This window comes from Nocardia sp. NBC_00403, assembly GCF_036046055.1.
Classification (GTDB): Bacteria; Actinomycetota; Actinomycetes; order Mycobacteriales; family Mycobacteriaceae; genus Nocardia.
In genome coordinates this window covers 1,327,599-1,340,696 of the sequence record NZ_CP107939.1, presented here as the reverse complement: position 1 = coordinate 1,340,696, position 13,098 = coordinate 1,327,599, and the positions used below count along the sequence as shown (strand labels likewise).

Here is a 13,098-nt window from a genome sequence, read left to right as displayed (position 1 = left end):
GGATACTGTGGCGGTTGGCCGTACACCGGGGCAGGCGGCCGTCAGTAGGCCGACTCGTCCGGATGTGGAACGGCGCGGCGGCGAGGGGGTGCCGCTACCCAACGGGCGGTGTAGCTCGATTTCGCGGTGAGGAAGGTGAGGAGAGGGACGACCATTGCGGTCAGGCCGGCGAGCCAGTCCGTGTGAACGAGGGCCGTGAGGGTGCCGACCAGGCCGAATGTCGACTGGAGGGCGTCGGCGGCGCGGGTCCCTTCGTCGAACCAGTGGATGCCGTAGCTGAATTCGTGGTGGGTGAGCGAACAGGCAAGGGCGGCAAGGGCGATGGCGATCATCAGGCCCGAAGCGACGGTGAGGGTATAGCGGCCGGTCTCGTCACGGCGGAACAGCAGGATTGCGCCGTAGATCAGCGCGAAGGCCAGCAGCAGGGCGCCGAGGGTCGCGAAGATGGTGAGGGAGTTGTCGAATTCGTCCGGGTCGCTGCGGAAAGCGATCAGCAGCATGCCCGCGCCGATCAGGTTGCTCGCACCGAGGACAAGGCCGAGGACCCCCGCCGCCGTCGCCGACACTCCGCTCGGTTCCGAGTACGGGGCTGCGCCCGAATTCACAGTGGCATCCACAGCTCGACCGTAGTCGGTGATCGGTGTCCCCACTGGACATCCAGGTAGCCCGGAAACAGCTACGGGTATCGCGGCAAGCGGCCCGCAGCGATCCAGCGGCCTGTCGAACTCCACGTGGCCAGAATCAAGGTGAGCAGCGGAGGGCCCGCGCCGATCGCAACAACCATCGCAAGATCGGAATCGGCGAGCGCGTCGATGCCACCGAGGGCGCCGACGCCGAATATCGGGAGGGCGGCGACGAACAATGCCAGAACCGCTCCGAGAATCACCATGATCCTTCCGGTCTGCTTGCGACACAACAGCAGAACGGCACCGAGGACCAGCAGAAACGCGATGAGTCCGACGCCACCGAACCACACGGTGTAGACGGTGTCGAGCCGGACCCGAGTGGATGCGATAGAGCCGTCCCTCGCGGTGAGCGGACCGTGATGGTCCCGCCAATCCAGTAACGCGAACACCGTGCTGATCGTGTTCTGCACACCACCGATCAGCGCCAGTATCCCCGCGGTGATGGCAGTTCCGCCGCCGGGCCGTGGCTGGTAGCTGTACGGCGGCGGGTAGCCGGGCTGCTGTGGATAGCCGGGCACCTGCGGATAGATGTGCTGCGGATTCCCTGCGTGACCATACGGATAGTTCATCGAGCCCCCTCGTCCCTGCCGGCGAACTCTACCCTCCGCGAGCACTCGAATCGAGCGCTCGGCGTGGACCCCTCCCGCCGACACAGTCACCGCCGAGTGGCACTCGATATTCGAGCGCCTACCCCAGGGATGGTCTACCGAACAACCCGCCCGCGCGCTTCTACTGCCGCATCCAAGCCGAAAGCGCCCGCATGTCCTGTGACATGCGGGCGCTCTACCTTGTTGCGACCGAATAGTTTCCGGCTACCGCAGCCGGTGCTCGGCGTAGACCTTCATCGCGTCACGCACGAATTCGGCTATGCCCTCGCCGTGTACGTCGTAGTTCTTCCGGAACCGCATATCGGCGACATACATTTCGCCGAGACCGATGAAGGCTTCGGCAGTGAGCTGACGGCCATGCCAGCCGTCGCCGAGCCAGTCACGGTGCCGTTGCGCGATGGCCTGGACCTCGTCACTGTCGGGGGTGCGCCCTGCGGCGCGCGCGCGGCCGTAGTCGGCCGCGATGTCGATATGCGTTTGCTGGTATGCCATCTTGTCGGCCTCACTCAGCGAACGCCACCAACGGTCACCGCTCTCATAGGCGTCCTTGCCCCAGCGTTCGATCACCTCATCCTTGTACTTGGTGTGGTCGAAGCCGTCGAAAACTTCTGCTGCCATGAGTTGTTCACCTCGTTCCGTCTTGTGCAGCGTGGTGGTCACCGATTCGATCTGGCGCCGGATCCGATCCTGTTCCTGCCGTAGCAGTTCCAGGTGCGCGCGCAGTGCGGCGGTGGTGTCCTGGTGTCCGTTGAGAACTTCGGCGATGGCAGGCAAGCCGAGGCCGAGTTCTCGCAGCAGCAGGATGCGTTGCAGCCGCACCAGGGAGTTCTGGTCGTAGTAGCGGTACCCGTTGGCGCCGATTCGGCTCGGTAGCAGTAGCCCGAGCTGCCCGTAGTGGCGCAGCGTCCGGCTGGTGGTGCCTGCCGCCTTGGCCAGGTCCTGGATGGACCATTCGCCGCTGCGGGTGGCCGATGTCATAACCCTTTCCCTTCGTTCTCGTCGGTAGTTACCAGCTTGCAAGTTGACGTTACGTCAAGGTCAATATCTTTCTCGGCGAGCTCCTAGCGAGCCGGGACGGGCACCTGCGTGCCCGGCTCCTCGGGCAGCGCCGCCGGTGCGGGCTTGCCTGCCAGCTGACCGAGCAGGGTGCCGACCAAGGCGATCACCATGCCGGTGACCTGTAGGGGAGTAAGCGCCTGACCGAGCGCGACCCAGCCGATCACGGCCGCCGACACCGGGCTGAGCAGTCCGAGGAAGGCGATCGAGGTGGCGGGCACCCGGGAGATGCCGCGGAACCACAGCCAGTACGCCACCGCGGTACCGATGATGCCGAGGTACAGGTAGCCACCGACTGCACGGCCGTCGAGCGCGGGCGGCGCGCCCTCGATCAGGACAGCCAGCGGCGCGATGAACAATCCGCCCGCGGTGAGCTGCCAGCCGGTGAGCGCGAGTGGACCGACACCGTCGGGCCGTCCCCAGCGCTTGGTGAGCACCGTGCCCAACGACATCGACGCGGCGCCGGCGAGTCCGGCGATCACCCCGAGCGTGTCGAGTTGGGCATTGCCCCGCAGCACCACGAGTGCGACGCCGAAAACACCGACCAGACCGGCGATGATCTTGCGCCCGGTCGGCTTCTCCGCGAGCACCATCGCCGCGAAGCCGAGTGCGATCATCGGCGCCACCGCACCGAGCACGCCCGCGACACCGCCCGGCAGCCGGTAGGCGGCCAGGAACAGCAGCGGGAAGAACGCCCCGATATTGAGGATGCCGAGCACCGCGGCCCGCCCGACCCAGATGCCGCGGGGCAGCACCCGCGTGAGAGCAAGCAGCACGAGCCCGGCTGGCAGCGCACGCATGAGCGCGGTGAACAGCGGCCGGTCCGGGGGCAGGAACTCGGTCGTGACGGCATAGGTCGAGCCCCAGACGATCGGGGTCAGGGCGGTGAGCGCCAGGGTGCCCGCGTAGGAACCTGCGGCACGCGGGGCGGTGGTTGTGGTCATGTCGGTCGCTCCTCATTGATAATCTCAACGTTGAAATATCTACCGCACCGGGTGTCTCATCGTCAAGTAGATTAATGTTAAGATTCTTAAGAGCGAGAGGAGCCCTCATGGGAGACGCTGTGGACCTGATCACCGAACACTGGAGCCGCGAACGCCCCGATGTGGATGTCTCACCGATGGAGGTGATCGGGCGGATCAGCCGCCTGTCGCGCGTGGTCGAACAGGACCTGAAGAAGTTCTTCGCTGGCCACGGCATGGAGTTCTGGGAGTTCGACGTGCTGGCCACACTGCGGCGCTCCGGCGGCGAAACCGGGCTCACCGCAGGCGCTTTGAACCGAGCGGCCATGGTGACCTCCGGCGCGATCACCAATCGCATCGACCGACTCGCAGCGAAGGGCCTGGTGGAACGCATGCCCGATCCCGAGGACCGCCGATCGGTCCGGGTTCAGCTCACCCCGGCCGGCCGCACCCTGATCGACGACCTACTCCCCCTCCACATGGCAAATGAGCAGCGCATGCTGAAGACACTGGATCCCGAGGCGCGCGAACAGCTGGCGGGCCTGTTGCGCAACCTGTCCGAGTCCCTGGGCGACACCTCGCTGGATTGACCTGCACCGACGCTTCGGGGTCAGCTTTCGCGCGAAAGACGAACCGCTCGACACGCCGGCGGATTCGGAAAACCTCGGCCCCGAGAGCACTCCTCGGGCAAAGTCAGCGAACCGATCGGCGTTCGTCTCCGGTCGGACCGCCGGACGGGATGGCAGTGTTCGGCGTCGGACGTGGCGTCGGGGTCGACGCGGTTTTCGGTGCGACGATGCGCCCCGGCGCAACGGTGCTCGCGGGCGGCATCGCATCGGCAAACGGCACGGCGGCGCCCGAAGGCGTCGCCTGATTGGCCGGCCCCTCGGGCACCAGCTCCATCAGCCTGGTGAAGTCGACGACCCGAGCACCGAGCGTCGGCGTCGAAATGATGATGCCGTTGGTGAACATCCGATAAGTGCCCGCCTGCTGTGGCAGCGCCATCTCGGGCCCCAACGGCTGTCCGACCGAACTGTTCGCGCCGCCGATCCGCCGGTACTCGATATCGATCGGCGACTCACCGACGACCGTCCGGGTGCGCGGATCCGATGGAGCAACGACCGTCCGGTCGCCGGGGCCGGGTTCGACTGGCAGCGGCCCCAATTCGCCCGGCGTCGGGCCGACGGCGAAGGTATAGATATCGGCCGGCTCGCCACCGTCGGGCGCGGCGGAGTATTCCGCACGCAGGATCCGTCCGTCGCGTAGCAGAACCATGCCCGCGGTGGCGACTACCGCGGCCGCCGCACGCGGATCTTCCTTGTCGGTGCCGGGATATGCCTGACAGTCGGTGGTGTCGCAGGTCTGCGCGTAGGGGTAGCGGTGTTCGGCAAGGGCATACGAACGAGCTGCGATCGCTTGAGCGCGAAGGGCTTCCGCCGCACCTTTGTCCGCCCAATTGGCCTGCACCTCGGCGGGCACCACGCCGAGCAGGTAGTCCTCCACGTCGACCCGGTTGAGCGTGCGCGCCTCGCCGTTCTCCGTCGCCACACCGAGCGCGCCCCGGTACGCAAGGCCGCCGCACAGGGTCAGATGTTCAGCGGCGGGCCTGCCGGGCGCTCGGTCGAGCGGATAGATCCACGGGTCGTCGGTCGCGGACTGCCACACCACCTCGCCATCACAGCCGGTGGTGACGACCACATTCGCGCCGCCGTCGGCCAACGGTGCGAGATGAGCGGCCTGGCCTGCGGCGAGCTCCCGTCCCGCGACCCGACCGCCCGCATCGGCGTAGGCATCCAGGGTGGAGTCGTCCTGTTCGACGAGCCGCACCGCGACCGTGGTGTGCGGGATCCGGCCAAGGTCTGCGCCCGGGTAGTAGTGCTCGAGAATCCGCTCGGCCGACAACCCCTCGAGCGCGCTGTCGAACGCCCCGACCTGACTCATGCCACGTCCGTGCCCGGGCCCGGCCAGCGGTCGATATCCCGTTTGCCCTGGCCAACCCCAGAATGCGAGAAGTACACCCACAGCGAGCAGCACACCACCGGTGATCAGCGCCGGACGCACGGATATCGCGGACCGTGCCATCGGGCCGCGATATCCGCGGACCGAGCGCGGTATGCGCGCACGCCATTTCGCCGGCAATTGTCGCTGCGCCCGTGCGCTTTCATTTCGGTGCTGTCTGCGTCGCATCCGTTCACTCCCACGGTTTCCAGGACCGGATCGGTTGCCTGCCTGTCGGCATGTCGCGCCATCCGGTCGCAATCCGAGAGCTACATTCGAGCAATCATATTAATCCTCAACAAGAGGTTTAGATATGTGACAGTTGTAAACTAGTGTGATTGTTGATGCATCAGGAAGCAAGCCTGACTTTTTGTACAGATCGTCGGTTCGACCTGAATGGAGATGCTGGTGCCGTACCGCAAACCGAAACGTTCCTACGTAATCCCGGTTGTCACCACGCTCGCGGTAGCGGCCCCGCTCGCAGCATTGACCATGAGCGATTCCAGCGACTACCGCTCGACCACCGATAGCGAGCTGGCTGCTGTACCCGCACAACTCGCCGAAATGGCGCTGGCCTCCGCCCCCGACATCACGCTCCCGCTGAGGGATCTCACCGGCCTCGACCTGCCGGATCTGCATCTGTCCGACCTGCGCATGCTGCCATTGCCATCGTCGGTACGGATTCCCGATGGCCTTCCGCTGCCACCAGGCATTCAGCTACCCCGGGAAATTCCATTACCCAAGCTCAATTCCGGCCAGAGCCCGACAGCGCCGGGCCCCAGCCCGAATTCCGGGCCGAGCCGAAATGTCCCTGGTCAGAGCGAATTCGCTCCCGGGCAGTTTCCAACAGCTCCCGGACAACGCCCCAACTCCGGCCAGTACACCGCCCCGAGCCGAACGGCTCCCGCGCCGTCGATCCCGGGCCGCGCCCCGATCGCGAGCTTCATCGCCGACACCAGCCTGCTGGAACCGGGAACCACCCCAGACACACCGGCATTGGCGCCCGGCGCCGTCCCGCCCGACTTGGTCGACCAGGTCGGCGCGCAGGTCAAAGAACTCAGCCGCGAAACACCGTTCAGCGTGGTCGCACTCACGGCAAAAGATCTGGTGAACACCAACGCCATGGTCCGGGCCCGCCAACCCGACGGCGCATGGGGACCTTGGTACGACACCGAGGCCGTCGACACCCGGCGCACCGACCATGCCCCGGCAGGCGGCACCACCGGTACGGAACCGATCTATGTCGGCGACACGAAGGCCGTGCAGATCCTGGTGACCCGCAAGCCCGTTGCGTCGACAATGCCGCAGGAGCCCGCGACCCCTATGCCGCCGACACCGGCCGCCGCACGCTCCGACGACCCGGCCCAGATCGATGCCGCGGCCATGAACGCGGTCCTCATCGATCCCGGCCGCGGCGCCATCGACGGCGAACTGTCCAACGTCGCCGCGGCACTGCCCGGCGGCGGCCCGAACGTGATCACCCGCGCCCAGTGGGGCGCCGACGAATCGATCCGCTGCGAGGAACCGACCTACGACGCGGACGGCGTCGGCGCGGTGACCGTGCACCACACCGCGGGGCGCAACGACTACAGCAAGGCCGAGTCCGCGGGCATCGTCCGCGCGATCTACGCCTATCACGCAACAACGTTGGGCTGGTGCGACATCGGCTACAACGCCCTCGTCGACAAGTACGGACAGATCTTCGAGGGTCGCTTCGGCGGACTCGATCGCCCGGTGCAGGGCGCGCATGCGGGCGGATTCAACGAGAACACCTCGGGTGTGTCGCTGATGGGCAACTACGAGTCGGAGGAGCCCTCGGACGAGGCGATCAACGCCATCGGCAAGTTCGTCGGCTGGAAGACGAAGGTCGCGGGCCTCGACCCGAAGGGGTACACCACCATGTACTCCGAAGGCACCGAATTCACCTCCTACGCACAAGGTGAGAGCGTCCGACTGCCGATAGTGTTCGCGCACCGCGACGTCGGCAACACCAGCTGCCCCGGTGACGCCGCCTACGCGATGATGGATCGCATTCGCGACATCGCCGCGAGCGGCACGGGACATTCCAGCGCGCCGGCGCAGACCACCCAACCGCGGACCGGTAATACGCAGACGCAGAACGGCACTCAGCACCAGACCGCACCGCATACGCAGTCCGACCTCGCCACACTTGCCGCGCTGACCAACGAGCTGCTCGCCATAGTGAACGAGAGCGGAATCGCCAGGTACTGGTTCGACCACGGGGGCCCGACCGGCATGCTCGGCGCCGCGAAGTCGCTGCTGCTTCCCGCGGCCCAGGGCCAGCAGTACGCCAAGTTCACCAACGGGTATGTCTATTCCGCACCCGACGGCCAGGTGTACGCGGTGATGGGTGCGCTCCTCGACCGCTTCCTCGCGCTCGGCGCCGACGCGGGCGTGCTCGGCCTGCCGCTGAGCAATTCCTACCCGGTGCCCAATGGCCTGCGTTCGGACTTCCAGTACGGCTCACTGGTTCTCAACCAGCTGACCGGCATCGTCACCACAGTGTGGAAGACCTTCAACGACACCTACCAGCAGGAAATGCGGCGCACACCGAACGACCAGATCGCCGCACCCGGACCGGCGCCCGCACCGGCGCCCGGCGTCGCACCCACCGCAGCGCCGGGCGATGCTCCCGCACATGGCGCTGATCCGGCACCGGCACCGGGGGTCGCTCCGGCACCCGAGGCCGCTTCGACACCGGCGGTCGCTCCGGCACCAGAGGCCGCTTCGACACCGGCGGTCGCTCCGGCACCAGAGGCTGTGTCCGCACCAGAAGCCGGTCCGGCCCCGGAGTAGGACCCACAGCTGCGATGTTTCGAAAGTTGTTGCAGCACAACATATTGCGCCCCGTCGATTGGTCCACCCGAGACCAACCGAGCCGACTCAGACCCACCAGCGTTCCAGCACCCGCGCAACCCCGTCCTCCGAATTCGCCGCGGTGACCTCGTTGGCGGCGGCCAGCGCCTCCGGGTGTGCGTTGGCCATCGCCACCCCGTGCCCGACCATGGTGAGCATCGGAACATCGTTGGGCATATCGCCGAACGCGATGATCGTCGAGTGCTCCACCCCTAGCCGTTGTGCCACCGAGGCCAGCCCGGAGGCCTTGGTGACGCCCGGTGCGGACAGCTCGATCAGGCCGTGATCGGTCGAATAGGTGATGTCGGCGCGGTCCCCGATCAGTGGCGCGAGCACCGCGCGCATATCGGCGCTACTGGTTCCGCGTAGTCGGACCAGCATTTTGATCGCGGGCGCGTCGATGACCTCGCTGCGGGCCACGGCGGTGTCGTCCGGATTCAGCCAGGCGTGTTCGTATTCGGGCGAGCTCACGAACTGCGGCGTCACCGCGTCGTGCGCGCGGGCGCCGACTCGTTCGGCGGCGAGACCGCAGCCGGGCAGCGCGCGTTCGGCCAGATCCGCGATCCACACCAGGGTCTCCACGTCCAACGTCTTGCTCGCCAGCACCCGATCGGTGGCACTGTCGTAGATCACCGCACCGTTGCCGCAGACACACAGCGGCGCGTAACCGAGACCGTCGACCACCGGATCGATCCAGCGCGGCGGCCGACCGGTCGCGAGGACGAACGGCACGCCATCGGCGACCAGGGCGTCGATCGCCGCCTTGGTCCGCGCGGTGACCCGCTCGTCGTGATCAATGAGGGTGCCGTCGACATCGGTGGCAACCATCTTCGGTTTGGGCAGGTCCAGGCGAGTCACCTACGCCATCCTGCCGGAAAACAGTCTCGAGACGATCGCGATGCGCGTCAGGAGGGCGGTCGAGGCCATATCGCGTCGTCGGTCCCGGTCTCCGGCTGGGACTTCGGAGATCCGACAGAATAAAGGACATGCCGAACCACCGCGTGGCACGCGCGCGGCCACCCACGTCCTTATGATCAGGGGCTAATACTCACGCTGGCCCGCCCAGCCGTAAGACCAGAGGACTGATGACCGGCTTCCTGCTACGACGCGCGCTCAATTATGTCGTGCTGTTGCTGCTGGCCTCGTTCCTGACGTTCAGCCTTGCTTCGCTGACGTTTCGGCCGTTGGACAGTCTCGAACAGCGCAACCCGCGGCCACCGCAGGCGGTGATCGACGCCAAGGCCGAGCAGCTGCATCTCAACGATCCGATTCCGCAGCGCTACGTGACCTGGCTGAAGGGTGTCTCGCACGGTGACTTCGGCACCACGCTTGCGGGACAGCCGGTCAGCGAGGAGTTGCCGCGCCGCGTCGCGGTCAGTCTGCGACTGCTGATCATCGGTTCGCTGGTCGGCACCGTGCTCGGCGTGCTGATCGGCGCGGCGGGGGCGATCCGGCAATACAAATTCAGCGACTATTTCACCACGGTCGTCTCGCTGCTGATCCTGAGCACTCCGGTGTTCCTGCTCGCCACCTTGTTGAAATATGGCGCGCTGGAAGTCAACTCGCTCACCGGTTCGCAGATCTTCCTCTATACCGGTGAAACCTCGGCGAATACGGTCACCGGCTTCTGGCCGCAGCTGCTCGACCGCCTCCAGCACCTGGTGCTGCCGACGGCGGGCCTCGCGCTCGGCGGTATGGCGGGCTACAGCCGTTATCAGCGCAACGCCATGCTCGACGTACTGCAGAGCGACTTCATTCGCACCGCCCGCGCCAAGGGGCTGACCCGCAGCAAGGCGCTGTACAAGCACGGCCTGCGCACCGCGCTGATTCCGATGGCGACGCTGTTCGCCTACAGCCTCGGCGGCCTGATCACCGGCGCGACGTTCACCGAGAAGATCTTCGGCTGGCACGGCGTCGGCGAGTGGCTCGTCGACTCGATCAACGCCCAGGATCTCTACGTGGTGGTGACGGTGACGGCCTTCGCCGGGCTGGTGGTGCTGGTGTCGGGTCTGCTCTCCGACATCGTGTACGCGATTCTCGACCCGAGGGTGCGTGTCTCATGAGTGAGCGCGGCGATCGAACCATCGACACAGCACCGTTCGGCACGGCGGAGTCGAGCGCTAGCGAGGCGGAGTCGTGACCGAAGCCGAAATCATTGTTCAGGGGGCGCCCGAGATAGCCGCCTCCGGCAGACGCAAGCTCGTCTGGCGCCGGTTCCTGCGCAATAAGCCCGCCATCGCAGGCGCGGCGGTGCTCATCGCACTGTTCGTCGCCAGCTTCGCGCTGCCGCCGCTGCTGGCCTACGACTATCAGCAGCTGGACTACACCGCGCTGCTGAAGCCACCGAGTGCCAAGCATCCCTTCGGCACCACGCAGATCGGTCAGGACGTGCTGGCGCAGACGCTACGCGGCCTGCAGAAATCGCTGGTCATCGGCCTGTGTGTCGCACTGTTCTCCACCGCCATCGCCGCGACGGCGGGCTCGCTGGCCGGCTTGCTCGGCGGCTGGACCGACCGGGCGATCATGTGGGTGGTCGACCTGCTGCTGGTGGTGCCCAGCTTCATCATCATCGCGCTGTTCGCACCGCGCACGAAGGGCAGCGGATCCATCGTCTTGCTGATCGTGCTGCTCGCCGCATTCGGCTGGATGATCAGCGCGCGCATCGTGCGCGGCCTGACCCTGAGCCTGCGTGATCGCGAATTCGTCAAGGCCGCCCGGTACATGGGTGCGCCGACCCGGACGGTGATCGTCAGCCACATCATTCCGAACATCGCGTCGATCCTGATCATCGACACCACGCTCAGCGTCGGTGCGGCGATCATGGCCGAAACCGGTTTGAGCTTCCTCGGTTTCGGTGTGCAGCCGCCCGATGTGTCGCTCGGCTCGCTCATCGCAGCGGGCACCAAATCGGCGCTGACCTACCCCTGGCTGTTCCTGTTCGCCGGTGGCCTGTTGATCATCACCGTGCTGAGCGCGAATCTGGTCGGCGACGGCCTGCGCGACGCGTTCGATCCGGGCGCCAAGCGGGCCCGCTCGCGGAAGAAAGCGAAACTATGACGGGAGCAAGTTCGACCGCCCCCCTGCTCGAGGTCACCGATCTGCGAGTCTCGTTCCCCAGCGAGGAGGGCCGGATCGACGCGGTGCGCGGGGTGAACTACACGGTGTCCGACGGCGAAGTACTCGCCATCGTCGGCGAATCCGGTTCCGGCAAGTCGGTGTCGTCGCTCGCGGTGATGGGGCTGCTGCCGGAGCAGGCGCGCATCAACGGGTCCATCCGGTTGCGCGGGCGCGAGCTGCTCGGCCTCGGTGACCGCCAATTGTCCAAGCTGCGCGGCAGTTCCATCAGCATGGTGTTCCAGGACCCGCTTTCGGCGCTGACCCCGGTATACCGGGTGGGCGACCAGGTCGCCGAGGCGCTGCTCGCGCACGGCACGATGGGCAAGAAGGAAGCCGCCTCGAAGGCGGTGGAGCTGCTCGACCTGGTCGGCATCCCCGAGCCCGCGGTGCGCGCCACCATGTTTCCGCACGAGTTCTCCGGCGGCATGCGCCAGCGCGTTGTCATCGCGATGGCGATCGCCAACGATCCCGCGCTGATCATCTGCGACGAGCCGACCACCGCCCTCGATGTGACCGTGCAGAAGCAGATCCTGAACCTGCTGCGCAAGGCGCGCGACATCACCGGCGCCGGCGTCATCATGATCACCCACGACATGGGCATCGCCGCCACTCTCGCCGACCGGGTCGCGGTCATGTACGCGGGCAAGATCGTCGAAACTGCCACCACCACAGAGCTTTTCAATGCACCACGGATGCCGTACACGGTGGGGCTGCTCGGCTCCATTCCGCGCATCGACGGCCCGGCGCGCAGTCCGCTGATCCCGATCGTCGGCGCACCGCCCGCGATGCACTCGCTGCCGCCCGGCTGCTCCTTCGCGCCGCGCTGCCCGATCGCCATCGACGATTGCCGGGTGGCCGAACCACCGCTGGAGAAGACCAACCCGGGGCACTCCGCCGCCTGCATCCGCACCGCGGAGGTCGGTTCGAAGGAACTGTTCGAGGCCTACCGTCAGGAAATCTCCGAACCGCAGACCGAGGCCGCTACCGAAGACCGTGTGGTGCTGAAGGTTTCGGAGCTGGTGAAGACCTTCCCGATCACCTCGGGTGTGGTGTTCCGGCGCCACAAGGGCGAGGTGCGCGCGGTCGACGGCATCAGCTTCGAAGTCCGCGCCGGCCGCACACTGGCGCTGGTAGGCGAGTCCGGTTCCGGAAAATCCACCACGCTCACCCAGATTCTGGACCTGGTCCGGCCCGAATCCGGCAGCATCGAGATCATGGGCAGCGATGTCGCGACCCTGACCAAGGCGCACAAGCGGGAGATCCGCAGGAAGATGCAGATCGTCTTCCAGGATCCGACCGCGTCATTGGACCCGAGGCTGCCGATTTTCGACGCACTCGCCGAGCCGCTGCGCATCGATGGCCGTTCACGCGCCGACATCGCCCGGCGGGTACCGGCACTGCTCGAACAGGTCGGCCTGCGCTCGGAACACTCCGATCGCTATCCGGCCGATTTCTCCGGCGGCCAGAAGCAGCGCATCAGCATTGCCCGCGCGCTGGCCTTGGATCCGGAGCTACTCGTGCTCGACGAGCCGGTGTCCTCACTGGACGTGTCGATCCAGGCAGGCGTGCTGAACCTACTGCGCGACCTGCAGATCGAACGCGGACTGTCCTATCTGTTCGTCTCGCACGATCTGTCGGTGGTCCGCAACCTGGCCCACGACATCGCGGTGATGTACCGCGGCAAGATCGTCGAATCCGGTCCGGCGGAACAGATTTTCGCCGATCCGCGCAATGAGTACACCAGGGCGCTGATCGACGCGATTCCGGTTCCGGCCGTGAGCCGGTAGCGGCCGG

At 66.5% G+C, this 13,098-nt stretch carries 11 protein-coding genes; 5 read left to right on the top strand and 6 right to left on the bottom strand.

Annotated elements, in window-relative coordinates; all coding sequences use genetic code 11:
• Positions 1–41: 41 nt before the first annotated feature.
• From OHQ90_RS05715 to OHQ90_RS05700, 4 genes are all read right to left on the bottom strand, one after another.
• Positions 42–617, bottom strand: coding sequence for a hypothetical protein (locus OHQ90_RS05715; protein WP_328408005.1), 576 nt, complete (start codon positions 615–617; stop codon positions 42–44).
• Between the two features lie 59 nt (positions 618–676).
• On the bottom strand, positions 677–1,255 hold the full coding sequence (locus OHQ90_RS05710; protein WP_328408003.1) for a hypothetical protein: 579 nt from the start codon (positions 1,253–1,255) through the stop codon (positions 677–679).
• A 243-nt stretch (positions 1,256–1,498) separates the two neighbouring features.
• The gene (locus tag OHQ90_RS05705; protein WP_328408002.1) at positions 1,499–2,272 is read right to left on the bottom strand and encodes a MerR family transcriptional regulator; all 774 of its coding nucleotides are present in this window, start codon (positions 2,270–2,272) and stop codon (positions 1,499–1,501) included.
• An 83-nt stretch (positions 2,273–2,355) separates the two neighbouring features.
• Positions 2,356–3,294 carry an EamA family transporter gene (locus OHQ90_RS05700; protein WP_328408000.1) on the bottom strand — a complete coding sequence of 313 codons (939 nt, stop codon included), beginning with the start codon at positions 3,292–3,294 and terminating at the stop codon, positions 2,356–2,358.
• Between the two features lie 107 nt (positions 3,295–3,401).
• Between OHQ90_RS05700 and OHQ90_RS05695 the strand changes: the two genes are divergently transcribed.
• Complete coding sequence (locus OHQ90_RS05695) at positions 3,402–3,902, top strand: MarR family winged helix-turn-helix transcriptional regulator (protein WP_328407998.1); 501 nt, start codon at positions 3,402–3,404, stop codon at positions 3,900–3,902.
• A gap of 103 nt (positions 3,903–4,005) precedes the next feature.
• Here OHQ90_RS05695 and OHQ90_RS05690 read toward each other — a convergent pair whose 3' ends face one another.
• The gene (locus OHQ90_RS05690) at positions 4,006–5,394 is read right to left on the bottom strand and encodes a SpoIID/LytB domain-containing protein (RefSeq protein ID WP_328407997.1); all 1,389 of its coding nucleotides are present in this window, start codon (positions 5,392–5,394) and stop codon (positions 4,006–4,008) included.
• A gap of 318 nt (positions 5,395–5,712) precedes the next feature.
• Between OHQ90_RS05690 and OHQ90_RS05685 the strand changes: the two genes are divergently transcribed.
• On the top strand, positions 5,713–8,127 hold the full coding sequence (locus tag OHQ90_RS05685) for an N-acetylmuramoyl-L-alanine amidase (protein ID WP_328412581.1): 2,415 nt from the start codon (positions 5,713–5,715) through the stop codon (positions 8,125–8,127).
• An 87-nt stretch (positions 8,128–8,214) separates the two neighbouring features.
• Here OHQ90_RS05685 and OHQ90_RS05680 read toward each other — a convergent pair whose 3' ends face one another.
• The gene (locus tag OHQ90_RS05680) at positions 8,215–9,015 is read right to left on the bottom strand and encodes an HAD family hydrolase (protein ID WP_411998148.1); all 801 of its coding nucleotides are present in this window, start codon (positions 9,013–9,015) and stop codon (positions 8,215–8,217) included.
• 257 nt (positions 9,016–9,272) lie between these two features.
• Here OHQ90_RS05680 and OHQ90_RS05675 point away from each other — a divergent pair, with 257 nt between their 5' ends.
• The 3 genes from OHQ90_RS05675 to OHQ90_RS05665 all read left to right on the top strand — a co-directional run bounded on the left by OHQ90_RS05675 (position 9,273) and on the right by OHQ90_RS05665 (position 13,091).
• Positions 9,273–10,250, top strand: a complete 978-nt coding sequence (locus OHQ90_RS05675) for an ABC transporter permease (RefSeq protein WP_328407995.1) — start codon at positions 9,273–9,275, stop codon at positions 10,248–10,250.
• Between the two features lie 73 nt (positions 10,251–10,323).
• Positions 10,324–11,244 carry an ABC transporter permease gene (locus OHQ90_RS05670; protein ID WP_328407993.1) on the top strand — a complete coding sequence of 307 codons (921 nt, stop codon included), beginning with the start codon at positions 10,324–10,326 and terminating at the stop codon, positions 11,242–11,244.
• Entirely contained in the window at positions 11,241–13,091 is a 1,851-nt protein-coding gene (locus OHQ90_RS05665; RefSeq protein WP_328407991.1) for an ABC transporter ATP-binding protein, read from the top strand. The genes OHQ90_RS05670 and OHQ90_RS05665 overlap by 4 nt, the downstream gene beginning before the upstream one ends.
• The last annotated feature ends 7 nt before the right edge of the window (positions 13,092–13,098 follow it).